At 69.3% G+C, this 25,395-nt stretch carries 23 protein-coding genes and 1 pseudogene; 10 read left to right on the plus strand and 14 right to left on the minus strand.

Going from position 1 to position 25,395, the window contains the following annotated elements:
- Positions 1–43: 43 nt before the first annotated feature.
- The 3 genes from ACWGDE_RS02750 to ACWGDE_RS02760 all read right to left on the minus strand — a co-directional run bounded on the left by ACWGDE_RS02750 (position 44) and on the right by ACWGDE_RS02760 (position 3,400).
- A complete protein-coding gene (locus ACWGDE_RS02750; protein WP_453387154.1) occupies positions 44–448 on the minus strand; it encodes an FKBP-type peptidyl-prolyl cis-trans isomerase in 405 nt (134 codons plus the stop codon).
- Between the two features lie 355 nt (positions 449–803).
- Positions 804–2,072 (minus strand): MFS transporter, encoded by a 1,269-nt coding sequence (locus tag ACWGDE_RS02755; protein ID WP_453387155.1) that lies wholly within the window; start codon positions 2,070–2,072, stop codon positions 804–806.
- Complete coding sequence (locus ACWGDE_RS02760) at positions 2,069–3,400, minus strand: MBL fold metallo-hydrolase (RefSeq protein WP_453387156.1); 1,332 nt, start codon at positions 3,398–3,400, stop codon at positions 2,069–2,071. Before ACWGDE_RS02760 ends, ACWGDE_RS02755 begins: the two co-directional genes overlap by 4 nt.
- Positions 3,401–3,519: 119 nt before the next feature.
- Between ACWGDE_RS02760 and ACWGDE_RS02765 the strand changes: the two genes are divergently transcribed.
- Entirely contained in the window at positions 3,520–4,185 is a 666-nt protein-coding gene (locus ACWGDE_RS02765) for an ArsR/SmtB family transcription factor (protein WP_453387157.1), read from the plus strand.
- A 560-nt stretch (positions 4,186–4,745) separates the two neighbouring features.
- On the plus strand, positions 4,746–5,813 hold the full coding sequence (locus tag ACWGDE_RS02770; RefSeq protein ID WP_453387158.1) for a hypothetical protein: 1,068 nt from the start codon (positions 4,746–4,748) through the stop codon (positions 5,811–5,813).
- Between the two features lie 44 nt (positions 5,814–5,857).
- On the opposite strand, the gene ACWGDE_RS02775 is transcribed toward ACWGDE_RS02770, so the two are convergent.
- Positions 5,858–6,013 (minus strand): hypothetical protein, encoded by a 156-nt coding sequence (locus ACWGDE_RS02775; RefSeq protein WP_453387159.1) that lies wholly within the window; start codon positions 6,011–6,013, stop codon positions 5,858–5,860.
- A 204-nt stretch (positions 6,014–6,217) separates the two neighbouring features.
- Between ACWGDE_RS02775 and ACWGDE_RS02780 the strand changes: the two genes are divergently transcribed.
- Positions 6,218–7,084 carry a proline iminopeptidase-family hydrolase gene (locus tag ACWGDE_RS02780; protein WP_453387160.1) on the plus strand — a complete coding sequence of 289 codons (867 nt, stop codon included), beginning with the start codon at positions 6,218–6,220 and terminating at the stop codon, positions 7,082–7,084.
- Here ACWGDE_RS02780 and ACWGDE_RS02785 read toward each other — a convergent pair.
- The 5 genes from ACWGDE_RS02785 to ACWGDE_RS02805 form a co-directional block, all read right to left on the minus strand.
- Positions 7,077–9,200: a SpoIIE family protein phosphatase gene (locus ACWGDE_RS02785; protein ID WP_453387161.1), complete on the minus strand. Its 2,124-nt coding sequence runs from the start codon at positions 9,198–9,200 to the stop codon at positions 7,077–7,079. The two genes, ACWGDE_RS02780 and ACWGDE_RS02785, sit on opposite strands and share 8 nt — an antisense overlap.
- A gap of 298 nt (positions 9,201–9,498) precedes the next feature.
- Positions 9,499–9,837, minus strand: a complete 339-nt coding sequence (locus ACWGDE_RS02790; RefSeq protein WP_453387162.1) for a hypothetical protein — start codon at positions 9,835–9,837, stop codon at positions 9,499–9,501.
- A 530-nt stretch (positions 9,838–10,367) separates the two neighbouring features.
- Positions 10,368–10,643: a hypothetical protein gene (locus ACWGDE_RS02795; protein WP_453387163.1), complete on the minus strand. Its 276-nt coding sequence runs from the start codon at positions 10,641–10,643 to the stop codon at positions 10,368–10,370.
- Between the two features lie 308 nt (positions 10,644–10,951).
- A complete protein-coding gene (locus ACWGDE_RS02800; protein WP_453387164.1) occupies positions 10,952–11,587 on the minus strand; it encodes a carbonic anhydrase in 636 nt (211 codons plus the stop codon).
- Between the two features lie 91 nt (positions 11,588–11,678).
- Entirely contained in the window at positions 11,679–12,323 is a 645-nt protein-coding gene (locus tag ACWGDE_RS02805; protein WP_453387222.1) for an L-threonylcarbamoyladenylate synthase, read from the minus strand.
- Positions 12,324–12,819: 496 nt separating this feature from the next.
- Between ACWGDE_RS02805 and ACWGDE_RS02810 the strand changes: the two genes are divergently transcribed.
- From ACWGDE_RS02810 to gcvH, 3 genes are all read left to right on the plus strand, one after another.
- Entirely contained in the window at positions 12,820–13,854 is a 1,035-nt protein-coding gene (locus tag ACWGDE_RS02810) for an amidinotransferase (protein ID WP_453387165.1), read from the plus strand.
- A 288-nt stretch (positions 13,855–14,142) separates the two neighbouring features.
- Positions 14,143–14,385 carry a hypothetical protein gene (locus tag ACWGDE_RS02815; RefSeq protein WP_453387166.1) on the plus strand — a complete coding sequence of 81 codons (243 nt, stop codon included), beginning with the start codon at positions 14,143–14,145 and terminating at the stop codon, positions 14,383–14,385.
- A gap of 173 nt (positions 14,386–14,558) precedes the next feature.
- A complete protein-coding gene (gene gcvH / locus ACWGDE_RS02820) occupies positions 14,559–14,945 on the plus strand; it encodes a glycine cleavage system protein GcvH (RefSeq protein ID WP_453387167.1) in 387 nt (128 codons plus the stop codon).
- A 415-nt stretch (positions 14,946–15,360) separates the two neighbouring features.
- Here gcvH and ACWGDE_RS02825 read toward each other — a convergent pair whose 3' ends face one another.
- Together ACWGDE_RS02825 and ACWGDE_RS02830 are read right to left on the minus strand one after the other, a co-directional pair.
- Positions 15,361–16,242, minus strand: coding sequence for a carbon-nitrogen hydrolase family protein (locus ACWGDE_RS02825; RefSeq protein ID WP_453387168.1), 882 nt, complete (start codon positions 16,240–16,242; stop codon positions 15,361–15,363).
- Positions 16,243–16,247: 5 nt separating this feature from the next.
- Complete coding sequence (locus tag ACWGDE_RS02830) at positions 16,248–17,750, minus strand: APC family permease (protein ID WP_453387169.1); 1,503 nt, start codon at positions 17,748–17,750, stop codon at positions 16,248–16,250.
- A 124-nt stretch (positions 17,751–17,874) separates the two neighbouring features.
- Here ACWGDE_RS02830 and ACWGDE_RS02835 point away from each other — a divergent pair, with 124 nt between their 5' ends.
- From ACWGDE_RS02835 to ACWGDE_RS02845, 3 genes and pseudogenes are all read left to right on the plus strand, one after another.
- Entirely contained in the window at positions 17,875–18,483 is a 609-nt protein-coding gene (locus ACWGDE_RS02835) for a TetR/AcrR family transcriptional regulator (protein WP_453387170.1), read from the plus strand.
- Positions 18,484–18,894: 411 nt separating this feature from the next.
- Positions 18,895–20,874, plus strand: a complete 1,980-nt coding sequence (locus ACWGDE_RS02840) for an amino acid transporter (protein WP_453387171.1) — start codon at positions 18,895–18,897, stop codon at positions 20,872–20,874.
- A gap of 151 nt (positions 20,875–21,025) precedes the next feature.
- Positions 21,026–21,516, plus strand: a pseudogene (locus tag ACWGDE_RS02845) (cation transporter); the annotation flags it as partial.
- Positions 21,517–21,632: 116 nt separating this feature from the next.
- On the opposite strand, the gene ACWGDE_RS02850 reads toward ACWGDE_RS02845, so the two are convergent.
- Complete coding sequence (locus ACWGDE_RS02850; protein ID WP_453387172.1) at positions 21,633–22,595, minus strand: class I SAM-dependent methyltransferase; 963 nt, start codon at positions 22,593–22,595, stop codon at positions 21,633–21,635.
- A 107-nt stretch (positions 22,596–22,702) separates the two neighbouring features.
- On the minus strand, positions 22,703–23,356 hold the full coding sequence (locus ACWGDE_RS02855; protein WP_453387173.1) for a DUF1326 domain-containing protein: 654 nt from the start codon (positions 23,354–23,356) through the stop codon (positions 22,703–22,705).
- A gap of 451 nt (positions 23,357–23,807) precedes the next feature.
- Here ACWGDE_RS02855 and ACWGDE_RS02860 point away from each other — a divergent pair, with 451 nt between their 5' ends.
- Positions 23,808–24,431, plus strand: coding sequence for a DUF1326 domain-containing protein (locus ACWGDE_RS02860; protein ID WP_453387174.1), 624 nt, complete (start codon positions 23,808–23,810; stop codon positions 24,429–24,431).
- A 94-nt stretch (positions 24,432–24,525) separates the two neighbouring features.
- Here the strand turns inward: ACWGDE_RS02860 and ACWGDE_RS02865 are convergent, their stop codons facing one another.
- Complete coding sequence (locus tag ACWGDE_RS02865) at positions 24,526–25,347, minus strand: DUF2182 domain-containing protein (RefSeq protein ID WP_453387175.1); 822 nt, start codon at positions 25,345–25,347, stop codon at positions 24,526–24,528.
- Positions 25,348–25,395 lie beyond the last annotated feature (48 nt).

Here is a 25,395-nt window from a genome sequence, read left to right on the forward strand (position 1 = left end):
CCCGCGGACCCGCCGTCCGCGTCGCGGGGGAGGAGCGGCCGGCCTAGGAGTTGCTCCACCCGGTCGTGCCGGAGTACGAGTCGAGCAGGTCCACCACGAAGACCAGGGTCGAGCCGGCCGGGATCAACGGCGAGGGCGACTGCTTGCCGTAGCCGAGACGCGGGGGAACGATGATCTCGCGCCGGCCGCCGACCCTCATCCCCCGCACACCCCGGTCCCAGCCCTTGATGACCTTGCCGCTGCCCAGGGCGAACTTGTACGGCTCGCCCCGGTCCCAGGAAGCGTCGAACTCCTTCCCGGACTCGAAGGTCACCCCGACGTAGTGGACCCTGACCACCATCCCCGGCTTCACCTCGGGCCCGTCCCCGACGACCAGGTCCCGGACGGTCAGCTCGCTGGGAGCATCCCCCTCCGGAACCTCGACCTCGGGCTTCGTCAGTTCGCTCATCGCCGCCTCACCACTCTCCGTCGCGAGCCCTCGCACGCACGGGTCACTGTAGGGCAGCGCCGCCGCTCGCCTAGAAGAAGCCGAGCTTCTTCGGCGAGTAGCTGACCAGCAGGTTCTTCGTCTGCTGGTAGTACACGGTCAGCACACCCACTGACCAGGCAAAACGCATGTAGTGCACCGGAGTGATCGCAGCTTGGTCCGCAACTGGTCCGGATCTTGGTCCGCTTGGGCGGAGCATGGACGGAGGGTGTATGCGGAGGTCAGGCGGGCTGTGACTGCTGCTTAGGGACGTGCCGTACGTGCGCGGTCCGGGTCCAGCCGTACTTCTGGCACCGCGGCCTCGACGGTGTGGGGGTCAGGTGTGGGGGTGGGTTTCGTACATGCGTACTGCGACGAGTAGGCCGGAGGCTGCGGTGAGGGCGGCGATGGCGTAGATGGCGGTGGTCAGGCCGTAGGCGTCGGCGAGGATACCGGCGAGGAGGGCGCCGACGGCGAAGCCGCCGTCCCGCCAGAGGCGGTAGATGCCGACGGCGCGGGCGCGCCAGGCGGGGTGGGCTACGTCTCCGATGACTGCGAGCAGGGTGGGGTAGACGAGGGCGGTGCCGATGCCGAGGAGGATCTGGGCGGTGGCCCAGACGGCGAAGGTGGTTCCGGCGGCGACGAGCGCGATGGCGGCGGCTTGGAGCAGCATGCCTGCGGTGATGAGGTGTTTGCGTCCGATGTGGTCGGACCACCAGCCCGTCAGCATCTGGCCGGCGCCCCAGACGGCGGGGTAGAGGGCGGCGAGGATGCCGATCTGGGCGATGGACAGGCCGTGGGTGGCGAAGAGCAGGGGGAAAATGCCCCAGGCGAGGGCGTCGTTGAGGTTGTTGACGAGGCCGGCCTGGCTGGCGGCCGAGAGGGCCTTGTCTCGGAGGCTGGTGAGGCGGGTGATCTGGCCGGTGGTCAGTTCCGCCTCGTGTCCGCCGCCTGTGGGGCCAGGGTGGCGGGTGGCTTCGTAGCGGGCGTGGTCGCGGGTCTCGCGTACGGCGAAGACGGACAGGCCCAGGGCCAGGACGGCGTAGGCGGCGCCGAGGAGGAACGGGGCGGGGCGGAGTCCGGCGTGTTCGGCGATGGCGCCGGTGGCCATGGCGGTCGCGGCGACGGCGCCGTATCCGGCGGCTTCGTTGAAGCCCATGGCGAGTCCCCGGCGTTCGGGGCCGGCGAGGTCGATCTTCATGATGACGGTGGTGGACCAGGTCAGGCCCTGGTTGATGCCGAGGAGGATGTTCGCGGCGATGATCCAGCCCCAGGTGGGGCCCCAGGCGAGCATGACGGGTACGGGCAGGGCGATCAGCCATCCGGCGATCAGGACGGGCTTGCGGCCGTAGCGGTCCGACCAGGTGCCGGCGAAGAAGTTGGTGACGGCCTTCGTCGCGCCGAACGCCACGATGTAGGTGAGTGCGGCGGTGTAGGCGGACAGGTGGAAGACGTCGTCGGCGAGCAGCGGCAGGACGGTGCGTTCCTGGCCGAGCATTCCGCCGACGAGCGCGTTGACCGCGACGAGCAGGGCGAACTGGGGGAGGTTGGCCCGCAGCCCGAGCCGTATGCCGGAACTCGTATCGCCGTCTGCGTGGATGCTCACGCCCCCTCCTGGAGGGGGCGGCCGGTGGCCTTAACCCAGTCGCCCGGGCCGCCGTCGAGGACGGCGAGATCCCGCTGCCCGGCGCGCAGCAGGAGGCTGGCCGCTGTCATGGCGCGCTCGCCGTGACCGCAGGCCACCACGGCACCGGCCGGAGCCTCGCCGGAGCGGGCCGCGAGATCGCCGAGTTCGATGTGGACCGCGTCGGGGATGTGTCCCGCGAGGTGTTCCGCCCGCTGGCGGATGTCCAGGACGGGCCGGCCCTCCATGCGGTCGGCGGTGAGCAGTTCGATGCTCTGGCGCTGTCCTCCGGCGCTGGTCCAGGAGTCCATGCCGCCGTCGAGGTGACCGGCCAGCCGCTCGTATCCGATCTTCAGCGCCTGCCAGGTGATCTCCGCGAGGTCCTGGCCGGGGGAGGTGACGAACACGAGCAGGCTGTCATCGGGCAGCAGCCAGCCCAGCCAGGTGGCGAACTGCCCACGCAGCGGGATCGAGATCGCGCCGGGTATGTGGCCCGCGGCGAAGTCGGCGACGGAGCGGACGTCGACGATCTGAGCGCCCTGGCCGAGGAGGCCGCGGACATCGGCCACCGCGAGCGGGGCGAGCGTGGGCGCGGAGCCGACGACCGCCGGCCCACGCCGGTTCGCCTCACCCAACCGGTCGAAGTACGCCGGGTAGGAACCGAGGCCGGCCAGCAGCTGCCGTACGAAGGCGTCCTCGTCCGGTGCGGCGAGCAGCGGGTTGGCCCGCCGCTGGTCACCGATGGTGGTGGTGCGCTCGGAGCCGGGAGGGGCGGAGCAGAACGAGCCCGCGCCGTGGGTGGGCCAGACCGCCGTGCTGTCCGGCAGCTCGGCCAGGCGCCGCAGCGAGTGGTACTGGGCGCGGGCCAGCTCTTCGGCGCGGTCGGCGCCGAGGAGGTCGGTGCGTGCGGCCGATCCGACGATCAGCGAACCACCGGTGAAGACGCCCAGCTCGCGGGTGCCGTCCAGGAGGAGGAAGGAGAGGTGTTCGTCGGTGTGGCCCGGGGTGGCCAGGGCCCGCAGGGTCAGCCCGCCGAGGTCGGTCTCGTCGCCGTCGCCGAGGGGCGTGTGCGGGAAGGCGCGGTGGCCGGCGGCAGAGGCCAGCACGGTCGCGTCGTCGTCGTGAGCGAGCTGGACGGCGCCGGAGAGGAAGTCGGCGTGCAGGTGGGTGTCGGCCGCGTACGCCACCCGCAGGCGCCGCCATCCGGCAGCGGTCCGGAGGGCTCGCAGGTCCCGGCTCGCGTCCACCGCGAGGGCGCGTCCGTCGCCGAGGTCGACGAGGTAGGCGCTGTTTCCCAGTCCCTCGTCCACCAGGGGTATCAAATGATCGTCGGCGAAGCCCATTAGGTCCTCCAGGTGACACGGTAGGGGCTCGGTGGTCCCAGCACCCATCCACAGATACAATATTCCATGGATCTATGGAGGATGCCATGGGAGACGCCGTACGCAAGTCGGCCCTGTACGACGCTTTCGCCCTCACGGGCAAGGCACTGAGCAGCGGGAAGCGCCTGGAACTGCTCGACCTGCTGGCGCAGGGCGAGCGCACGGTCGACGCGCTCGCCAAGGCGGCCGGACTGAACCTGACCACCGCCTCTGCGCACCTGCAGACCCTCAAGCAGGCCGGACTCGTCGCCACCCGCCGCGAGGGCGTGCGGATCCACTACCGCCTCGCCGGCGATGACGTTGCCGCCCTCTACGCCCTTCTGCGCCAGGTCGCCCGGACCCACCAGACCGCCGTCGAACCGGCACGCACGGCGTACCTCGGCACGGACGCGGCGGAAGAGGTCGACCGCGACGAACTGCAGGCCCGCGCGCAAGCGGGCGAAATCGTCGTCCTCGACGTCCGCCCAGCCGAGGAATACGCCGCAGGCCACATTCCCGGCGCGATCTCCATCCCGGTCGGGGAACTCGCCGAGCGCATCGCCGAACTACCGGACGACGTCGAGGTCGTCGCGTACTGCCGCGGCGCCTACTGCGTCCTCGCCCATGACGCCGTACGCCTGCTCCACCAGCACGGCCGCAAAGCCGTACGCCTCACCGACGGCATGCTGGAATGGCGCCTGGCCGACCTCCCCGTCGAGGCGGACGCCGCCTGAACCTTTGCCTGAACCGGTCCCACGAGTCACGCGCTCCACTGGGGGCTGTGCCGGCTCATGGCGCCGCCGTCGAGGAGGGAGCGGGCCGGGCTTGTGGGTCATCCAGCAGGCGGGGTGGACGAGCTGGAAGGTCGCGGCGAACGGTTGCGGCCAGATTCGATCGTGCGGCGCTCCGGCCGCTCGGGGCGCCGATATGGCCTCTGACCCGGGGCTACGCCCCTCTGCCGAGGCTTCCGTGGGGCCTCGTCTGCACCCGTGATGACCCTGCTTGCCTCCCTGAAGGGCACGGCTGGGGCACGTGCACCCCACACGCCTAGGCGCGGGCTCGACCAACTCGATCGGACCGGTAGTTCTGGGGTCCGACAGCGTCGGGCTTGCGGTGACCTCGCAGGCGCAATCGCTGTTCCATCAGGCGGTGCGGTGGTGAGGGACGTCAGAGGCTGGGCCAGAGCCCTACCGTCGTCGGGGCATACGGCGGCGTTCTGCTGTCTTGAGGCCGGCCTACACCCAGCGCCAGAACTTGATGGCACGAGCGACCTGCGGGCTCGTAGGATCCATCTATGGGTGACCGGAGCGAAAATGGCCTACCTGTTCTCAGCCGGTGGATGGACGGAGTTCCGACCCACCCACTGCGTTGGTACTTCGAGGCGGAGCGTCCGAACCGCTACCGGGGCGTCGTCCACGCGTGGTGGCGAAGCCCCATCCTGACGGTGATAGAGGAGACCCTCGCCATTCTGGAGCGGGTCCAGCCTGACGGGCTCGCAGCAAAGCGCCAGGATTTCCGGGGGTTCTGGGACCAGAGCGCGGAAGGTATGGAGCTCTTCCTTACGCACCGAGCCGAACTTACGGTTGCGTCGCACCTTGCGGCGAGCGGTGTGCCGTTCCGGTTCAACGGAGGCGAGGGGCCCGATCTACTCCTTGACGCCGGTGCGACGCGTTTCGGTATCGAGGTCAGCTCGCGTCGACCGAAGAGCCTTGACAGCTTGACCCGCGAGTTGCGTGCGGGGCTTCAGGCGAGAGGCATGCCGGCGGTGGTGACTACATCCACTGACCCCATCCCTCCCGTGGCAATTCGGGACAAGGTGCGCAGGGAGATCATCGAGGCGTTCCTGCCGTCCGGCGGAGGGCCGGGGGTCACATCCATGCGAGTGGAGGCCGCGCCGGCCAGACCTGAGGACGGGATACCTGCTGCGTGGGTGACCATCCGGGTCACGCCAAACGAGAGCCACAGCACGATGACGGCGCCGTACAACAGCCCTCACATGATCGCGACGGCACAGGAAGTGGCGCGCAACGTGCTGCGGGAGAAGCGGAAGGTGAGGCAGTCGAAGCTAATGCCGACTGTCCTAGTCGTGGATGTCAGCGGCACCGATTTGCCGGATCTCAGGTGTTGGGGCGATGTGTTCAGCCCCATGTGGGAGCGAACGGACGAGTTCGTCGCACTCGCGGCGATGACCATGACGAGGTTGAGCCGCGAGCCGCAACTGAGCTTCTCCGTCAACCCGTACGCCGATCTGGACGTTGTGCAAGCGATCACGGAGACAGCGAGGCCTTGTGCTCTGTTCGCCGGCCTGTCCGAATGCAACGAGAGCGCCCACCAACCTCAGAGGCCCCGCCCAGAGTTTTGACCGGACCCTGACGTCCACTCGCTTCGCAGATCAGCGGATGCCAGTCAGATGACGATGCGTGCCGCCCGTTCGCGGAGCTCCTGGGCCTCTGGGACCCCGTTGTACCGCCGGAGGCGGACTCGCATTTCCTGCAGGGCGGCCTGGACCTTCATGGAGCGGATGCCGTCGGCGCAGTCGAGGAACTTGCGCCAGGTGGCCATGGCCCCGTCCACGTCGCCTTGGCGCAGGCGGACGCCGCTAGGTCGGCGAGGACGAGGGCGCGGGTGCGGCGGCGGTCGAGGCCGTGGATGTCGAGGGCGAGGTGGAGGTGTTCTTCGGCGGCGTCGAGGTCACCAAGGCGGGAGACGGGCGGACTTGCGGCCTGCCCATGATGGGGATGTGCCCATCTCAGATGGAGGCGCGTCATGGCGGTCACTGAGGGTTTCGTACCGTTCCATGGGTTCCGCACCTGGTACAAGATCGTGGGTGAGCCTGGCGAAGAGCTGCCGCTGCTCGTGATCAACGGAGGACCCGGCTGCCCTCATGACTACATGACCGACCTGGAGGCACTCGACCGTGCCGTGATCTTCTACGACCAGCTCGGGTGCGGGCGCTCGGACCATCCGGAAGACCCCGCGTTGTGGGTCATGGATACCTTCGTCCAGGAGGTCACTGCCGTCCGGGAGGCCCTCGGGCTGGAGCGGCTGCACCTCTTGGGCCCCTCCTTCGGTGCCCAGGTGGCCCTGGAGTACGTGCTCACCCGCCCCGTCGGCCTGGCCAGCCTCACCCTGGCCGGCCCCCTGGCCAGTGCGCCCCTGTACGAGTCCGAGGCCCGCCGCCTGGAGCACTCTCTTCCGCCTGACACGCGGGCCGCCATCGCCCGGGACGAGGAGGGGGCCGCCATGGCCTTCTACCAGCGGTGGCTCTGCCGCCTGGACCCCTGGCCCGACCACCTCACCCGCTCTTTCGCGAACATGAACCACGACGTGTACGGGATCATGTGGGGCAAGGAATGGGACGTCACCGGCAACCTCAAGGACTGGGACGTCACCCCTCGCCTGGGCGAGCTGGACCTCCCCGTACTCATCACCTCCGGCCGCCACGACCTCACGACCCCCACGGTGGTCCGACCTCTGGCTGACGGCATCCCTGGCGCCGAGTGGGTCCTCTTCGAGCAGAGCTCCCACCTTCCTTCAGCCGAAGAACCGGACCACTACCGCGAGGTCCTCACCTCCTTCCTCACCAAGGCTGAGTCGCAACCCCCGTCAGCAGCTGGCTGGCTGGCTAGCTAGGAGTTGTCCGGGCGATCGCGGCCGGTGTCGCCCCGTTGTGCGCTTCGGCCGTGGCTTGCGCGATGAGGATGGCGACGTCGTCGTGGTCATCGGGGTGTCGCAGGGTCTGCAGGAGCCACGAACAGGTATCGGCCAGGGGCCGGCGGGGTCCGTCGAGGATGTGCACGAGGGTGTTCAGGCGCTCGTCGATGGGGTGGTGGCGGGTTTCGACGAGCCCGTCGGTGTAGAGGAGGAGCCGGTCGCCGGGGTTCAGGTCGAAGTCGGTGGTGTGGAAAGTGACGCCGCCGACGCCGAGGGGTGCGCCGGTGGGCAGGTCGAGGAGTCGGGGGTGGTGACCCGCTGCGGCGAGGACGGGCGGGAGGTGTCCTGCATTGGCGATGTGGCAGCGGTGGTCGTGGGGGTCATAGACGGCATAGACGCAGGTGGCGATGTAGTGCTCGAGTCCGAGGGTGATCTTGTCGAGATGCTGGAGGACCTGGTCAGGGGCCAGGTCAAGGTCGGCGAAGGCGCAGGTGGCGGTGCGCAGCCGGCCCATGGTTGCGGCGGCGTCGATGCCGTTGCCCATGACATCACCGACGACCAGGGCCGTCTTGTCATCAGTCAGGGGGATGACGTCGTACCAGTCGCCGCCGACTTCGTGGGATGCCTGGGCGGGCTGGTAGAGGGAGGCGATGTCCAGGCCTTGGGCTTGGGGCGGGTGGCCGGGCAGGAGGCTGCGCTGGAGGGTTTCGGCGGCGTTGCGGACGCTCTGGTGCCAGCGGGCGTTGTCGATGGCGACAGCAGCGCGGGCAGCCAGTTCCCCAGCGAGGATCACATCGTCTTCGTCGAACGGGAGCGGGTTGCGGGCGCGCAGCAGGTCGAAGGCGCCGAGAACCTCGTTGTGGGCGATCAACGGCACCGCGAGATAGGAGTGCACGCCCGCCCGTGAGAATGACGCCGCGGCATCGGAGTCGCGGGCTATGCGGAGAAGGTCTTCGTCGCCGACACGGGCCACGAGTACCGGCTGTCCGGTGTGGACGCACTGGGTGATCAGCCGGTCCGCCCCGTACGACGACAGGTCGCCGACTTTGTCCGCGGCGTCGGTGGCCTCGGTCGGGTAGGCGGCGGCCACGGCGAGCGCGCGGAACACCTCCGGCCCGTCGTGGGGACCCGAGGCTCGGCGGAAGGCCAGCACGGCGTCCAGGACGTCCACGGCCGCCAAGTCGGCCAAGCCGGGGACGGCGACCTGGGCCAGTTCATGGGCGGTCTTCTCCACATCCAGCGTGGTACCGACGCAGGCGGAAGCGTCGGCGATCAGAGCCAGGCGGCGCCGAGCGCGGTCAGCCTCCGTCGCGGCCCGATGGCGTTCGCTGACGTCTACGACGGAACTGGCCACGCCGATCACCCGGCCGCTGGGACCTTCGAGCCGGTAGTACGACACCGACCAGGCGTGATCGTGGTCCGGGTCGCCCGGCGTCCGGCCGACGGAGTACTGGTCGATCAGCGGCGTGCCGGTGACCAGGACCTGGCGCAGCGCGGACTCGATGGTGTCGACGTCGAGGAACGGAACGATGTCCTGGATTCGGCGGCCGATGTGGTCGGCGGCCGGGACACCGTTGATACGTTCCAATGCCGGGTTGACCAGGAGGTAGCGGAGGTCGGTATCCAGCAGGGCGATGCCGATGGGGGCCTGCGACACAAGGCGCTGGGACAGGGCCAGGTCGGTCTCCACCCGATGCAGCATGCTCTGGTCGGCAGCGATGCCCAGGGCGTAGACGTCGCCGAGGTCGTCCAGCAGGCGCATGTTGCGGAACTCCACCAGGCGCGTGCTGCCGTCCTTGTGTCGGATGGGGAACGCGCCTGCCCAGCTCGCCCCGGTGCTCATCACCTCGGCGAACAGCTTTGTCACCAGTTCCTGGTGTTCTTCGCGGACCAAGAGGTGTGCTGCGTGCCGGCCCAGAGCTTCCTCGGCGGTGTAACCGAACACCTCGTCGGCCTGTGGGCTCCAGAACACGATCCGCCCGCGGGTGTCCAGCACGACCGCGGCCACGCTGAGCAGATCGAGCAGCCCTCCCGGCGGCGACGGCCCCTCCCGTCGGTCCCGCTCCTCATCCGGGAGCGGCTCGTGTGCACCCATCCCTGACGGCTCCCTCCTCAGCGGAGCCCGGCCGGGGTACGGACCGGTTGAGGGCTTCGTTTCCATGCTGCCCCCGCAGCCGGTGCTTCACGACCGGTGGCGCCCCGAGCGGCACCGGGCGTCGCCGGCCGGGGCATGAGGGCGCCCGATCCTGTCGGGCGCCCACCCGGAGCCCGGAGCATCCCCGCGTTCATCGCCCCGACTGCGGCCGCGATGCGGCATGACAGATGACCAGCAGCAGTGGTGTGAGACGGCCATTCCCGGGCTGCATATGCGCGTCGCCGCAGGGGAGCCGGAGTCAGCAGGAGGTCACCGGGGCATTGACGTGCGGGTCCGCGCAGCCCGCACCAAGGCTGCTACCAGGCCGCGGGCACGGGCCTTCGTTGCAGATGCAGGTGTAGTGCGGGTTGACCATCTGAGTGCAGCGGGCTTCTGCGGTCGGGCCGAGGAGGAGCTGTGCCTCGCTGCTGGTGAGCCCGTAGCCGGCCTGGAGCCAGTGGATCATCTCGGCGAACGCCGTCCGCATCGCGTCGTCGAGCGGACGGGCGCACGCGGTGGTGGCGATGTGGGTGGGTGTTTCGACGCGGGGCCAGTGCAGGCGGGGTGTGGGGGGCTGGACGTCGACGTGGATGCGCACGTTTCCCCGCTCGACGCAGCCCTTCTCCTGTTGCTCAACCTGGGCACTGACCGCCCCGACAACGCCCAGCTCCTCGCCCGTAGTAGCGCACGTCTGGTCAGGCAGGACCACGTTGCCAAGGCCCCGGTCATCGTCGTCGCCGGACCCGCCGCCCCGACCGCCGGGGCCGATCAGTCCAAACTCGGCAACACCCGCTACTGGATCGACGACGACGGCCGCCTGCTCCGCTTCAGCGCGCGGGCCGGCGGAGAGAGCACGTGGATGACCGCAGAACTGCCCCCCCGCTGCCGCCAGCGCCGCAGGCACTCACCCAGGCCGCACTCGACCCGCCGAGTTCTCCGTCCCCCGTGCCAAACTCAACCCCGCTCCGGCAATGACGAAGGTGAACAGGGGCAGCCGGCCTCGGACGCCCGGTAGGCGACGACCGCCTGCGTTAGTTCCGGGGCACCGCGAGCACACCTGCGGACCGTCCGCCGGGGGTCGATCTGCAAGCACCCCGACGACGCACGTCCGCACGGAGATCTACGGTCCTACCGGCGGGGCAGCCGGGCCTTGATCAAGTACTCGGCTTCCTCGGACAGGCGCGCACGCCGGCCTTCTTGGTCGGTGATCTCAATCTCTCCGCGCAAGGCCAACTCCGTTCGCAGTACGGTCGTTCTCGGGACAGGCACCCGCTGGCCTGGCTTTTCCGTGAACGGCCGCAGCTCTGCTGCCAGGGTCTTCGCGTCGTCCGATGCGCCCCGGCGCAGCGATAGGAAGACCCGGGCCAGCCAGTCCGCGGGGATCTGCACCATGAAGTCGGTCATGCTGGTGTAACGACCAGCCCAGGTGGTCCGTGTCGTTTAACCGCCCGGGCGGCCCAAGGGTGCCGAGGCAGTCCGCGGTTGCTCGGCATGTGGTTGCACACCGTCTCCCGCCCCCCTGGCGACGTGACTGTGGCTTCGAGGGGCGAGGAGCCGGCGGGTGCCCGCCGTTCAGGGGGGCCGCGATGCCCTGGCGGGCACCTTCATCTGACATCACCCGGGCCATCACACCACTCACCACGTGCTCTGAGTGGTGTGTTTACACCTGATCGGACGATCCGTAGCAGGACAGGGCCTGGGGCCGCGCCGGTTCAGGCGGCGGCTTCCTTCGGCAGGCCTCGGGCGGTGACGACTCGGGCGCTGCCGTCGGCCAGCCGGTAGGACAGTCCCACCACGGCTGTCTGTCCGGTGGTCACCTGGTCGGCAAGCACACGGGAGCGGTCCAGGAGGAGGTCGACGGTGTGCCGTATGTGCTCGGCGATGATGTCGTCATCCTCAGTGAGCCCGGCGGCACGGGCGGCCAGGACACTGGGCGTCACACGCTCGATGACATCGCGTACGTACCCGGTGGCGGCGACACCTTCGGTGAGGGCGGCGCGGGTCGCTGCGACCGCCCCGCACGTGTCGTGGCCCAGCACCACGACCAGCGGGCAGTCCAGCACACTCACCCCGTACTCGATGCTGCCCAGCACCTCCGGCCCCGCCACGTGGCCTGCCGTGCGGACGACGAAAAGGTCGCCCAGGCCCCGGTCGAAGATGATCTCGGCGGCGAGACGGGAGTCGGAGCAGCCGAAGAGCACGGCGAACGGGCGCTGAGCGGGCGCGGTCTCGGTGCGGCGCGCCGCGTCCTGGTTCGGATGCTCAGGCGTGCCCGTGATGAACCGCTGGTTGCCGGCCAGCAGCAGTTCGAAGGCCTCGGACGGCGTGGGGGACGGTGCGTCGGTCATGGCCGCAGGCTACGACCCCGCACGGCACGCCACAGCACGGGGTCCGCCAAAGGGGCACGGGTGCGCCGGCTGCGGCCGGGCACCCTGGCGGTCACGGCTCCAGCAGGTCGGGAACGATCTTGCGTAGGTCCTCGGCGCTGATCGCTCCGGCGCGCTTGAGGACCGGTACCAGGCCTGTGAGGTCGACGATCGAAGAGGCGACGGCAGCCTCGGTGGGCCCGCCGTCGAGGTAGACGGCGACCGAGTCGCCGAGCATGCCCTGCGCGGCATCGCAGTCCTGCGGGGACGGGTGCCCGGTCAGGTTGGCGCTGGAGACCGCCATCGGCCCGGTCTCGGCGAGCAGCTCAAGTGCCACCGGATGGGAGGGCATCCGGACCGCGACCGTGCCGTGGGTCTCGCCGAGATCCCAGTTCAGCGACGGCTTGTGGCGCACCACGAGGGTCAGCCCGCCGGGCCAGAAGGCTTCCACCAGTGCCCAGCCCTGCTTGGGGAAGTCGGCGACGAGATCGTGCAGTGAGTCGGGGGAGGCGACCAGCACGGGTGAGGGCATGGCCCGGTCCCGGCCTTTGGCCTCCAGCAGTCCCTGCACCGCGTCGCGATCGAACGCGTCCGCGCCGATGCCGTAGACGGTGTCCGTCGGCAGCACCACCAACTCACCCCGGCGCACTGCCAGAGCCGCCACACGCAACCCGTCGACCCGGCCCGACGCCGTGGAACAGTCATAACGAAGGGCCATGGCCATCCTCCATCCCACCGGGCGCTCGGCCCGCACCTGCTGGCTCATCCCGGCAGGCTACCGGCACGCAGGATCGTCCGTAGTCGTGATGTCACCGCTCAGCCATTCGGGTCAAGCCTCTTCACCGTGATGGAGTCGCCTGATCGCTTTACCGTGCGAGCAACGGCGGCCGGCGCTCTTCCCCGCCTCCGGCATCTGACGAGGTCTCGGTCCGGGAGGAAGGGGGCGGACCGGGCCAGGTCTGAACGCATCCGAGCTTAAGGATCGAGCGATGACGGACGGGGGCACGCCTAACCGACACCGGGGGCGGGCTGCCTTACGCCTGGCTGGGAGTGGCTGGCCGAAAATGGAGTCCCTGATTCGGGTGGACTGGTGTGGCGCCACTCGCCCAGCTGACCTCCACTCGTCGATGATGTCGGGGTGCTCGCCGGGCGTGGGCGGCCAGCGAGAACGGACGCCGCCATCCCGACGGTGCGGCGTGGCAGCCAGGAGAGCGATGCAGATGATCGTGGTGGATGCCTGCGACGAGTGGAGTCCGTTGCGAGAGGTGGTGGTCGGCACCGCCTACGGGGCGATGTTCCCGGCCGAGGACCAGCGCATGATCGAGGCGACGATGCCTCGGGAGTACTGGGGGGAGTTCCGCCCAGGGCACCCTTTCCCGTCCTGGATCGTCGAGGCTGCCGAGCGGGAACTCCAAGGCCTCGCGGAACTGCTGGAGGCCGTGGGCTGTGTGGTGCACCGCCCCCGTCGGGTGCCGTGGGCTGGACTCGACGGCTACTGCGCGGCCATGCCTCGGGATGTCCTGCTCGTCATGGGCAACCGGGTGATCGAAGCCCCGATGGCATGGCGCACCCGCCGTCACGAGCTGCTGGCCTACTGGCCGCTCCTGCAGCGCTTCCGCCAGTCGGGTGGGCACTGGCTGCCGTCGGCCGTGGATCTCAGCGTCGACCCCCTCGCCAGCGGGCCCTCGTACTCCGGACGCCGGGTGATTGGCGAGGGTCGCCCCGCGTGGGACGCCGCCGACTTCCTGCGTTTGGGGCCTGGGACTGTCGTTGGTCAGCTCAGCCACGTCACCAACCGCTCAGGTGTTGACCACCTGCGCCATCAGCTCGGTTCCTCCACTCGTGTCCATCTAGTACAGCCCGATGACCCGCACGCCATGCACATCGACGCCACCCTGTGCCCTTTGCGCGAAGGCCTGGCCCTGTACAACCCCGAGCGGATCGATCCCGTCCACCTCGTCGGCACTCCCCTGGAAGGCTGGGAACTCCTACCCGCACCGACGCCCGAACCACGCGACAGCCCACCGCTCTACATGACCAGCCCCTGGGTGAACATGAACCTGCTGGTCATTGACCACGAGCACGTCGTCGTCGAAGCAGGCGACGAAAAGCTCCAGGCGCTCCTCGTCTCACTGGGTCTCACGCCGCTGCCCCTACCCTTCCGCCATGTCCAGGCACTGGGAGGCTCGTTCCACTGCGCTACGCTCGACTTGCGCCGAATCCGCCACGCACCAGTGCCTGCCGGATAGACGAGGGCTACACCGCACTCAACGCCACTGCGGCCCGGGCTGCCAGCACCGATGGCGCCGAGCAACCTCGTCGTCGGTGCGCCGGCCCGGTGGCTGCTGCGCCTCCAAGGAGTCGTGCTGACGTTCCGTGATCCGGCCGTTCGGCGGTGGCCGTGATGAGGTCGAGGACCGCGCGGATGCCGCCGTGGGCGTAGGCGTGGCGCTGGCGGTCGGCGGGGTGCCCCGGCGGAGGAGCCGGGTGAGCCGGGTGGTGACGTCCTGGGTGTCCCCGGCCTCCGCGAGCTGGAAGTGATCTCCGACGTACCGGACGAGGTACGGACCCTGCTGCTCGTCGGCCACAACCCGGGCCTGGCGGATCTGGCCGTCAGCCTTGCCCGGGAGGCCACGGACGCCGCGGAGGCCGCGGCGATGGACCGCCTGTCCGAGAAGTTCCCGACATCCGCGATCGCGGGTGAAGGTGCGGCAGGGTATGGGCCGAACGGCTCGTGTCCGCAACGCCTGGGTGAAGTACACGTGAACGGCGTGCGGTGATCCACACAGAGGGGCACCACAGCGGATCCGGCATCAAGGACGACCCGAAGTCCCAGGCTGAGAGCCGCTGCTCCTTACGGGTGGATGTCCTTTCCCATGCGTCGCGCACTCGGGCAGACTCCGTGATCGCCAGCCCGATCGCTCGGCACCTCACGGCCGAAGGAGCACACACGATGAACTACCCCACCGACCTGCGGTACAGCAGTGATCACGAGTGGATCCGGGTGAACGGTGACTCTGCCCGCGTCGGTATCACCGACTTCTCCCAGAAGCAGCTCGGCGAGATGGTTTATGTCGAGCAGCCGAGGGTTGGCGACACCTTCGATGCGGGGGAGCCTTTCGGCTCGGTGGAGTCGGTCAAGGCGGCCACCGAGGTGTACATGCCGGTGGCTGGTGAGGTGGTCGCGGTGAACGAGAAGCTGAACGACGAGCCGGACCTGATCAACCAGGATCCGTACGACGACGGTTGGATGATCGAGATCCGCGTCCGCGACGGGGACGCCCTGCGCGGGCTGAAGACCGCAGCGCAGTACGAGGCGTACATCAAGTCCGAGGAATGACCGGCCGCCGTCACGCCGTCCCGGCAGAGGCGAATCGACTCGGCCACCGTGCGGAGGCAGAAATCGTCCCGCACGGTGATCGACAGCCCGGCTCGCTGAGCCTGTGCCACCACCACGAGAGCGGAACTGCCGTGCTCGTCTACGGCGAACAAGCAACTGTCCGGGCTCACCGCCGGTACGGGAACGCCCAGCACCTCTGCCGAGATCCCGCACAGCCGACGCTCGATGCCGGTGCGAGACGAGCGGGATCACAGGGCACCACACACTGCGGTATGCGAGTGATTGCGGGCCTGGGACGAATGGTCCATGCGCCGGGCGGCGCATGCGGTGCCGGTGGAGGCCGGACTTACCTGCCGAGTGTGGCGGTTCCGCTGCGCTCGGCGGGAAGCGGCAATGCCTGTTCGGGCCGCCGGTGCTATGCGGTCTCGTCCGTGAGCCATTGCGGTGTGCGGAATCCGTTTCCGCCGTACATGGGGAGTTCTATCGATTCTCCGTATCGGGCGAGTTGGGTCCAGGGTCGGTTGATGCCTGCGGTGCCGTATCGGCGCACTCGGGTGACGGTGTCGAGGTCGAGGACGTCGATGAGGATCTCTTCGCCGGGTCCGGCCTGCTGCCGGATCGTGCCTTCGGGGTCGACGATGGTGCTGGTGCCGACGCCGGCGGGGTTGGAGGCGTTGATGTTGACGACGTAGACCTGGTTGGTCCAGGCGTTGGCGCGGGCGCAGACGATTTCCATCTCCCGATCGCGGGTGGGTGTCAGGGTGGGCTGGATGATGATCTCCGCTCCCAGCCAGGCGAGCTGGCGGGCGGTTTCCGGGAAGGAGCCGTCGTAGCAGATGGCAAGGCCCACCCGGCCGGCGCCGGGGATGTCGAAGACGGTGAATTCGTGACCGGGGGTGGTCTTCTCGTACGGCTGCCAGGGGAAGACCTTGCGGTAGCGGGCGACGATCTCGCCCTCGGGTGAGACGGCGAGCGCGGTGTTGTAGATGTGCCCGTCCGCGGCTCGCTCGTAGAGGCTCCCCGGGATCAGCCACAGGCCGGTCTCTACGGCGAGAGCGCAGATGCGGTCGGTGAGGGGGCCCGGGATCGTGACGGCGGCCTGTTCCATCCAGTCGTCCGGGGCCGGCTGGAGCAGGGCGCCTTCCGCGGCGAGCAGCAGTTCGGGGACGACGACGAGCTGGACGTGGGGGAACAGGTCGCGAGTGGCGCGGACCTGGTCGGCGAAGCGCTGCCAGCTCGCTTCGAGGTCGTGGGGTACCGGTGTGGTCTGTATGGCGGCGATGGCGAGCGTGCGCATGGGTGTCAGTCCTCGGTGACGGTGAGTTCGGCGACCGTGGTGCGGCCGTCGCGGAAGAAGCGGTGGAAGCGTGTGCGGGCGATGAGGAGGGCCAGGGTTCCGGCGGCGATGGAGCCGGCGCCGAGCAGGAAGACTCCGCCGATGCCGTGGAGGGAAGTGCTGCCGTAGGCCGGGTCGTACATGTCGTGGGCGCTGCGGGCGAAGGCGGCCAGCATGGTCAGGCCGCCGAGCAGGGGCAGGACGCCGCGCAGCAGCAGGTCGCGTGGGGAGTCGAGGAGCCGTTTGCGGAAGTACCAGACGCAGGCCAGGGCAGTGGTGCCGTAGTAGCAGGCGATGAGCAGGCCGATGCAGAGGATGGCGTCGCCGAGGAAATCGGTGGAGACAGCCCTGAGGAGGATGAGCAGGCAGGCCGCGGCCGCTCCGAAGAAGAGGGTTCCGAAGCCAGGCGTGCGGTGGCGGGGGTGGATGCGGGCGAAGGAGCGGGGCAGGGCGCCGTGGGTGGCCATGGACAGGGTGCTGCGGGAGGAGCCGACGAGGCAGGTGAGGAGGGCCGAGACGGCCGAGACGCACACGGCCAGCTCCATGACCTTGGCCGGCGCGGCGCCCAGTACCGGCGGGGCGAGGGTGGTCAGGATGTCGGCGGCGTTGGCGGGATTGCCCAGCCCGATGCCATCGGTACCGGTTCCGGCGAAGCTGATCGCCGCGAACGCGATGAAGAGGTAGGTGCCCAGCAGTACGAGGGTCGAGACGACGGCGGCCTGGCCGGCGACGCGCTCGCCGTCGCGGGTCTCCTCGTTCGCGGTGATCAGCGCGTCCCAGCCCCAGTAGATGAACAGGCACAGCAGTACCGCTTCGGCGAAGGATCCGAGATCGGTGAAGGCGAAGGGGTTGAGCCAGTCGAGCGACGGGGTGGCGGCGCCGTCGCGGGCGAAGGCCGCGGCGCCGAAGCCGACCAGGGCGACCAGCTGAAGGCCCAGCAGCACGTACTGGACGGAGGCCGCCAGGTGCAGGCCCCGGTAGGCGATCGAGGTGACGGCGGCCAGCAGCAGCACGGCGGTGAGGGTCACGGCGGCGCTGTTGCCGGCGAGGGCGTGCAGGCCGAGCGTGTGCAGCAGGTAGGTGGCGCCGACCTGGGCGAGGGCCGTCATGGCGATGAGGGTGGCGCTCTGGACGACCCAGCCGCCGGTGAGCCAGCCGGTCAGCGGCCCGAAGGCGCGGGTGGTCCACACGAAGGTGGTCCCGCAGTCGGGCATCTCGCGGTTGAGCTCCCGGAAGGCGAAGGCCGTGAGCAGGATCGGCACGAACCCCACCAGCAGGGCGGCCGGCGCGAGGTCCCCGACGATCAGCGTCACGAACCCGAGGGTCACGGCGATGCTGTACGCGGGGGCGACCGAGGACAGTCCGAGGGTGACGGCGGCGAGCAGGCCCACGGACCCACCGCGCAGCCCTTTACCGGCCTGGGCGGGCGCGGGCCCGGTTCTGGCCTCGGCGTCGGTCGGATGGGTCATGATGCCTCCGTAGAGCCCGCAGATTTGTTAAACGCAGATTTAAGACATGGCGCACTGGCCCGTCAATAGCTGTGGAGCTATCGTTAAATCCGTGTACAACAGAACCAACCGTGGAAGGACCCGCGTGGCGGCCAGGAAAGGCAGTGGCAAGGAGGCTCGGCGGGCCGAGCTGGGCAAGGCGGTGGAGCGCGCCCTGCTGGTGCGCGGGCTGGAGGGCCTGCGCCTGCGCGACATCGCGGAGGAGGCGGGCGTCACGCCCGCCGCGGTGCTCTATTACGGCGACCTGGACGCCTTGGTCCACGGCACCTACCAGCAGGCCATCGAGCGCTACAGCCAGGAACGAGAGCAGGCCGCGACGCGTTTCGACGACGCCCGCGACCAGCTCCGGGCGTGCATCGACAAGGGAGTGGCCAGCGGGCCCGACGACGCACTGACCCGGCTGCTCTTCGAGTACTGGCCCCGCTGCCTGCGCGACGCCCGGGCCGCAGCGCTCGACAGTGCGCTGACGGAACGCCAGATCGCCGTGTACTCGGCCATCCTGGTTCTGGGCCGGGCGCAGGGCCATTTCGTCCTCCGGGACCCGCCCCGCCTGCTGGCCGCCAGTTTCGTGGCCATGGAGGACGGCTACCAGATGGAGGTCCTGGCCGGCCGCCGCACCCGCAGTGAGGTCATCTCCGCCCTGTGCGCCTACGCCCGCGCTGTCACCGGCCACGATCTGGCTGAACACCCCTGACGACGGCGGGATGTTCCGTCGAAGCGATCACGCTGGGGCCCGGTTCGCCGGCCGGGGTCCGGATGGAGCTTACGTGCCGGGTGAAGTTGGCCGTGCCCGATGCGTGGAGCGTCCGTGACCGGCTGGGCAGGAGGTCGCGACCGTCTCGTCAGAGAACCGCCACCACTCACAGGTGGGTGCCGAGGGGGGCAGCCGTGTGGAATCGCCCTTACGCGCTCACCCGACGGGGCTGCCTGCCCAGCGGGCCCGCCGGGCGGAAGCACAGACGGCTACGGGCGGCGGGACGGTATGTCCCGTCGGCGCGGGGAGGGTGGCGGCTTCTGCCGGTCGCATACTCGATGATCGTGCCGTGGCGCCGGTGCGCTGCTGTCAACGGGTGTCTTGAGGTCGTGAGAGAAAGTGATGGGGGACATGAAGGACGTGGAAGGTCCGGTTGTGCCGGAAGTGGTGGACAGTCCGGCTCTGCGGGCTCACCCCACCGGGGGCCTGGCGGGATGGCTGCTGCGTCACCGGGTGCAGCCGGTGGGGCCGGCGGCCGGTGAAGGGCATGCCGAGCCGCACGCCTGGTGGAAGGTGATGTGCCTGACCGGGGTCGACTACTTCTCCAGCCTTGCCTACGTACCGGCGATCGCCGCGCTGGCGGCCGGGGCTGTCTCACCGCTTGCGACGCTGCTGATCGTGGCGCTGACCTTGCTGGGGATGCTGCCGATGTACCGGCGGGTGGCGAAGGAGAGCCCGCACGGCGCCGGTTCGGTGGCGATGCTGGAAGACCTGCTGCCGTTCTGGTGGGGCAAGCTGTTCGTGCTGATTCTGCTCGGGTTCGTTGCCACGTCCTGGATCATCACCATCACCCTGTCCACCGCCGACGCGTCCGTGCACGTCGTGGAGAACCCGTTCTTCCCTGCGGTGCTCCACGGCCACGAGGTCGCCCTCACCGTGGCGCTGCTGCTGGTACTCGGCGGAGTGTTCCTGCTCGGGTTCAGCGAAGCGGTCAGTGTCGCCATCCCCCTTGTAGCCGTCTTCCTCGCCCTGAACGCGGTCGTCATCGGCATCGGCCTGACCCATGTGTTCACCACCCCCGGGGCCTGGTCGGCGTGGACCGACGCCCTCGCGGCGGGAGGCGGCGTCGGTGACCTGGTGGGGCCGGCGCTGCTGGCCTTCCCCCTGCTGGTGCTGGGCCTGTCGGGCTTCGAGACCGGTGTGAGCATGATGCCGCTCGTCGCCGCCGAGGGGGCGGATGAGGAGCAGCGGCTGCGCTCGCGGATCCGCAACACCCGCAGGCTGCTGACCACCGCCGCGCTCATCATGAGCGTGTACCTGCTGTCCGCGAGTTTCGTCACCACCCTCCTCATCCCGCACGAGGAGTTCGAACCGGGCGGCGCCGCCAACGGCCGTGCGCTGGCGTGGCTGGCCCACGAGCATGTCGGAGAGGCGTTCGGCACTGTCTACGACATCAGCACCATCCTGATCCTGTGGTTCGCCGGCGCCTCCGCCATGGCAGGACTGGTCAACATCGTCCCCCGCTACTTGCCCGACTACGGCATGGCCCCCGAATGGGGACGCGCCGTACGCCCCGTCGTGATCGTTTACACCGTCCTGTGCATCGCCATCACGATCGCCTTCGACGCCGACGTCGATGAGCAGGCCGGCGCGTACGCCACCGGCATTCTCGCCATGATGGTCTCCGGCGCCTTCGCCGTCACCGTCTCCGTCGCACGCCACCGCCGGCGCGCGACCACCGTCGGCTTCGCGCTGCTCACAGCCGTCCTGCTCTACGCCCTGGTGGCCAACATCGTCGACAAGCCCGACGGCATCGTCATCTCCGGGTTCTTCATCGCCGGGATCATCCTCGTGTCGCTGATCTCCCGGGTCTCACGCACCACCGAACTGCGCGCCGACCGCATCGTCTTCGACCCTGCCGCCCGCCAGTTCATTGGCGACACCCTCGCCCACGACCAGGCCATCAACATCATCGCCAACCGCCGCCAGGCCGGCGACGTCGCCGAGTACAGCGACAAGGAACGCGAGCAGCGCGGCGTCAACCCGGTGCCGGGCCCGGCCGACGTGCTGTTCCTCGAGATCGACGTCGTCGACCCGTCCGACTTCAGCGACACCCTCACCATCCATGGCGTCGACGTGGACGGCTACCGGATCCTGCGCGCAGCCGCACCGGCCGCTCCCAACGCCATCGCAGCCATCCTGCTGGCCTTGCGCGACGCCACCGGCGTCCAGCCGCACTGCTACTTCGCATGGGCCGAAGGCAGTCCGCTGGTCCACATGGTCCGGTACTTCCTCCTGGGACGCGGAGACACCGCTCCGGTCACCCGCGAGATCATCCGCAAACACGAACCCGACCCTGATCGCCGCCCCGGCATCCACGTCGGCGGCTGACCACCACAGCCACCCGCCGCTCCAGCCGGGCAGACCACCGGCGACGCGCCGGGCATGCCGTCCTCAGAGGCGGAGCCCGCCCGTCGCGCCACCCGGCATCGACCCGCCTCGCGCCTAGACTGCCGTGCGTGAGCCCCCACCACGGGAGGGCACCGCCCGTGACCACGCTGTGCGCGAGGCGCGGGGAAGGCCACGCTGCGGATCATCTCCGTGTCCTTCTTCGCGCTTGCCGCATACGTCGCCGTCGACTCGGTCCGCGCGCTGGCCGGTTCCGGTGAGGCCGACCGCTCTATCGCTGGTATCGCGATCGCCGCCCGGTCCCTCGCGGTGATGCCATTCCTATCCGCCGCCCAGCGCCGGGCCGGTCGCGAACTCGGCTCGGCCAGCGCGGTCGCCGACTCCAAGCAGACCCTGCTGTGCACCTATCTCTGCGCAGTCCTCCTGGTCGGTCTGGTCCTCAATGCCACCCTCGGCTGGTCATGGGCCGACCCGGCCGCCGCGCTGGTCATCGCAGCTGTCGCTATGAAGGAAGGCCGTGATGCATGGCAGGGCAAGGGCTGTTGCGCCCCCGCCCCCGCTGCTGCGCCGAGGAGCGAGGCTGGTGGGTGCGACCGCCGGCCCGGATGCGACTGCTGCACCTGATCTCACCGATAGGTCGCAGAACTGGGTCTCCATCGAGGGCGGATGACGGGAATCGAACCCGCGCACCAAGCTTGGAAATGTGTTGTGCGCACGCGGGAACTGCCCCAGGAACTGGGTCACAGGGGCCGGGTCTGGGTGACACGCCACAAGCGGCGCGGCAGTTCGCCCTCCTCGAAACCATGGACTTCGTTCAGGGTCCAGTCCTCAGACAGCGCGTAGACCAGGTCGCGCGAGAAGAAGTGCACGGCGAAGCCGCCGTGTTCGTAGATGTCGTCGCCGTGCGGGGTGCCGGTGCCGTAGTGGCTGTCGTCGGTGTGCCGGACGGTGTAGACGAACACCCCGCCCGGCCGTAGCACTCGGCGGACCTCGTGCACCAGGGCGTGGATTTCTGGAGTGGACAGAGCCATGCACAACAGCATGTGCGCGAAGACCGCGTCCACCGAGGCGTCCGGCAGCGGCAGCGGCTCGCGGACATCGTGCACGGCGGTGCTGACTCGATCTGCGACGTTCTGGAGGCGGGCGGCCTCCTGTAGCTGCTGAAGGCCTGTGGCGCTGAAGTCGGTGGCTTGCACGGCGAAGCCCTCGCGGGCGAAGTGCAGGGCGTCGCGGCCGTGCCCGGCCCCCAGCTCCAGCACATCCTCGGCTCCGGCCGCGTGGAAGACGGCGGCGGCGTGGACTGCGGGGGTGGAGGGCTGATCGCCGTACATGCCCGGGTGGGCGGTGTAGGTGTTCTGCCAGTGGTGCCGTTGCGCGTCGGCCAGGTCCTGGTCGTGGAGCGCGCCGGTCAGTGCCTGGCGCAGCTGGTCGAGGCTGGGGAGACCGGAAAGGCCGTCCGGTGTCCGGTAGACCCGGCATGCCGGCCCCGCCGGGCGACCGGTCTCGGCGAACGGGTCGCGTCCGTTGATCAGGAAGGTCGGGGACCCGGTGAAGCCGCGCTGTTCGGCCGCGCCCTGGCCAGTGACCACGCGCGTGGTGACCGTGGCGCCGTGCAGTCCGACGTCGTTGAGCGCCCGTCGCAGCAGCCCGGCCGCAGGTTCGGTGTGCGGACAGTCGGGTACGACGAGGATCTCGATCTCCATGCCCCCAGCATCGCGCGTCGTCCACGGCCGGCACCACCGTCTGACGAGCGACTCGGGGCACCTGCGGTGACCAAACGCTTCCCGTGGCTTCTGCGGAATGGCCGGCGTTACTCGGGGCCCGACCAGTCGAAGGTGATGTGCTTGCTGGACTGGCCTTCCCGGCTCCAGTGGAAGCCGAAGGCGTCGGCGCGGTCTGCCGTGGAACGGCCCCAGGTCGCGACCTGTCCCGGCCCGGTTTCGCAGCCCGGCAGGTTGGTCGATTGGACCCGCGTACCCTCCGGTGTGGTCGGTCCGGTGAGAGCCACGGCATTCGCCTCGACTCGGCCGGGGACCGTGGCTCGCCAGCCGCCGAGGTCTTCGTCGACCACGATCTCGATGGGGGCGAAGTCCATGCCCCGCATCTCGGCGTCCATCATGCTCACCATCTCGGCGGGCCAGCTGCCGGCCTGGCCGCCGAAGATCATCTGCAGGGCTCCGCGCTGCGCGTCGTCGGCGCGCTCGTCGAGGAATACCGCCGCGTACGAATCGGTGTGCTCGGCCCACACATTGCCGACGAAGGAGCCGAGCATCAGCACATTAAGGCCGTCCAGCTTTACCTCACCGTAGTTACCCTCGCGTATGTGCCAGGCGAGGACACCGTCGCATTCGCCGTAGGTGGGCAGCTGGGCGAACGAGCAGGGGCAGGGAACATTGCACCTGCACGTATCGAACCAGTCACCGGCTGCGTGCCATCTCGGAACCACCGCCGTCGTTTCGGACATCTCGTCGCCTCCTCGTGGCCCGTGCGGAAGGGCATCACGCCGTCGGCTGCCCCGCCGGGCGCCACACAGGGGCCCAGCGCACGGGTCATTTTCAATTCTCCTCCCGCTGCCGCGTGGGCAAAAGCTCGGGCTGCCCGCGACTGCAGCCACCGGGCCGGGCACCGCTGACGGCGTGCGGTGATCTGTACACGTTGTATTGGCTCGGCCTAGCCTTGAAGGAGAAGAACTCCTGGGGGCTGGATGTCTGCCCGTGGAGTGAGCCGACCATGGAGACTTGCACCGCATGGAAGGACAGCGGGGCGTCTCGTCCCGCCGATGTTGGGGGTAGACGTGCCTTTGCGCCCCCTGGTCTGTCTGCTTCGCCAGCCGCGCGTTCCCCACCGGCCGCTCTCGACGCCGGCGTCGTCCGTGCCGTCGGACGACGACAATCTTCAAGCGAGCGGGAGCAGTCATGACGTGGAACATGTCGGGCAACTACCTGGCTGGTTGCTCATGTGCGGTGGTGTGCGGCTGTGCTGTGGACGCGAAGCCGCACGACCCGCAGGGTCGTGAGGAATGCCTCGGGTGCGCCGCCTTCCATGTGGAAGAAGGGCGCTTGGACGATGTGAACCTCTCCGGGGTGGATTTCGTCCTCTACAACCACTTCCCCTCCAACCTGACCTCCGGCAACTGGAAGGTCGGCCTGGTCATCGACGAAGGGGCCACCGACGAACAGACGGACGCGGTGGCACGCATCGTTTCCGGGAGCGAAGGCGGTGCGTTCGGTGAACTCTCGCAGTTCTACGGCGAGAATCTGGGCGTGGAGCGGGCGAGCGTTTCGCTGTCCGACGGAGAGAAGCCCCGACTCAGCGTCGGCGGGAAGACCGAGCTCGAATTCGAGCCTCTCAGAGGGCCAGATGGCGGGCCCACGACGATGAAGAACGCGATGTTCGGGTTCGCTCCGGAGTTCACGTTGGGCCGCACCACCGGTAATTCGAACGCTTTCGGACTGGCGTTCGAAGGCGCGTACGGCGAGGTGTCCGAGTACGCCTTCTCCAGCGAACAGCCCGAGGGTGCGCCCACCGGACGGGGCTGAGTCAACCGCGCCACCACCGGTTCCGTTTGAGCGCGAGAAGGTGACCGCCGCACAGGCCGCCTCCTGCGGTGTGCACAGCGACTGCTCCTCCTGTTCAGCCGGTCATCTGGTCCATGGCTGGAGCGGACGTGTCCAGGCCGGGGAGCAGCCAGTCGTGGAAGGGGGCGAGTACGGCCAGGACGAGAAACGTGAGGCCGACGGCCCAGGTGAGCCAGGGCCCCAGCCGCCAGAGTTTTTCCAGAAAGATCACTGCCGCCAGTGCGGCCATCGCGGCCACGTTCATGAGGCCGAGCGGGATCAGGACGATCATCAGGCCCCAGCAGCAGCCGACGCAGTAGAGGCCGTGGTGCGCCCCGACCCGCAGATCCTTCGCCCAGGGCCGGTAACGCGAGTATTGGAGCAGCTGGAACATCGGGTTGCGGCAGTGCCGCAGGCAGACCCGCTTCAGCGGCCCGAACTGCTGAGCTGCCGCGAGGAGGAAGGCGGCGGCTCCGATCCAGCGGCCTGTGCCGGGGTTGCGGTCCACGAGGTGGCCGGTCGCGGCCAGGGCGCCGTACGCGAGCAGCCCGAAGCCGGTCCAGACGAGGAGATAGCCGCTGACGAATGCCGCGATCCGCAGGGCGCGGGCAGAGCCGGCCGAACGGCGGTTGATCCCGCGTACCCAGGTGATGGCGACAGGTGCGACGGACGGCAGCATCATCGCCGCCATCATGACCACCCACAGCAGCAGGAAGAGGGGGAGCGCCAGTCCCATGGTGCCGGGCTCCATCCCCATGTGGCGGGACTGGCCGATGGTGAGCACCCACGCCAGCGAGGCCAGCAGCACCATCAGGAACCAGGCGACCGCCAGGTCACGTGCGGGCAGGAGGACTCCGGGCCGCGTGGGTGCCGGCGGGGCCGGACGGAGGTGAGGCATGGAACGCCTCCCAAGGACGCGAGCTGCCTGCCGCCTCAGACACCCATC

Source organism: Streptomyces sp. NPDC054956 (genome assembly GCF_053609185.1).

What these genes read in the sequence shown, in the direction of transcription:
- ACWGDE_RS02855 (WP_453387173.1), bottom strand. Translation starts at nt 23,356, where the DNA reads ATGTCCGAAACGACGGCGGTGGTTCCGAGATGGCACGCAGCCGGTGAC.
- ACWGDE_RS02860 (WP_453387174.1), top strand. Translation starts at nt 23,808, where the DNA reads ATGACGTGGAACATGTCGGGCAACTACCTGGCTGGTTGCTCATGTGCG.
- ACWGDE_RS02830 (WP_453387169.1), bottom strand. Translation starts at nt 17,750, where the DNA reads ATGACCCATCCGACCGACGCCGAGGCCAGAACCGGGCCCGCGCCCGCC.
- ACWGDE_RS02825 (WP_453387168.1), bottom strand. Translation starts at nt 16,242, where the DNA reads ATGCGCACGCTCGCCATCGCCGCCATACAGACCACACCGGTACCCCAC.
- ACWGDE_RS02770 (WP_453387158.1), top strand. Translation starts at nt 4,746, where the DNA reads ATGGGTGACCGGAGCGAAAATGGCCTACCTGTTCTCAGCCGGTGGATG.
- ACWGDE_RS02750 (WP_453387154.1), bottom strand. Translation starts at nt 448, where the DNA reads ATGAGCGAACTGACGAAGCCCGAGGTCGAGGTTCCGGAGGGGGATGCT.
- ACWGDE_RS02800 (WP_453387164.1), bottom strand. Translation starts at nt 11,587, where the DNA reads ATGACCGACGCACCGTCCCCCACGCCGTCCGAGGCCTTCGAACTGCTG.
- ACWGDE_RS02805 (WP_453387222.1), bottom strand. Translation starts at nt 12,323, where the DNA reads ATGGCCCTTCGTTATGACTGTTCCACGGCGTCGGGCCGGGTCGACGGG.
- ACWGDE_RS02810 (WP_453387165.1), top strand. Translation starts at nt 12,820, where the DNA reads ATGCAGATGATCGTGGTGGATGCCTGCGACGAGTGGAGTCCGTTGCGA.
- ACWGDE_RS02865 (WP_453387175.1), bottom strand. Translation starts at nt 25,347, where the DNA reads ATGCCTCACCTCCGTCCGGCCCCGCCGGCACCCACGCGGCCCGGAGTC.
- ACWGDE_RS02840 (WP_453387171.1), top strand. Translation starts at nt 18,895, where the DNA reads ATGAAGGACGTGGAAGGTCCGGTTGTGCCGGAAGTGGTGGACAGTCCG.
- gcvH (WP_453387167.1), top strand. Translation starts at nt 14,559, where the DNA reads ATGAACTACCCCACCGACCTGCGGTACAGCAGTGATCACGAGTGGATC.
- ACWGDE_RS02795 (WP_453387163.1), bottom strand. Translation starts at nt 10,643, where the DNA reads ATGACCGACTTCATGGTGCAGATCCCCGCGGACTGGCTGGCCCGGGTC.
- ACWGDE_RS02765 (WP_453387157.1), top strand. Translation starts at nt 3,520, where the DNA reads ATGGGAGACGCCGTACGCAAGTCGGCCCTGTACGACGCTTTCGCCCTC.
- ACWGDE_RS02780 (WP_453387160.1), top strand. Translation starts at nt 6,218, where the DNA reads ATGGCGGTCACTGAGGGTTTCGTACCGTTCCATGGGTTCCGCACCTGG.
- ACWGDE_RS02850 (WP_453387172.1), bottom strand. Translation starts at nt 22,595, where the DNA reads ATGGAGATCGAGATCCTCGTCGTACCCGACTGTCCGCACACCGAACCT.
- ACWGDE_RS02775 (WP_453387159.1), bottom strand. Translation starts at nt 6,013, where the DNA reads ATGGCCACCTGGCGCAAGTTCCTCGACTGCGCCGACGGCATCCGCTCC.
- ACWGDE_RS02785 (WP_453387161.1), bottom strand. Translation starts at nt 9,200, where the DNA reads ATGGGTGCACACGAGCCGCTCCCGGATGAGGAGCGGGACCGACGGGAG.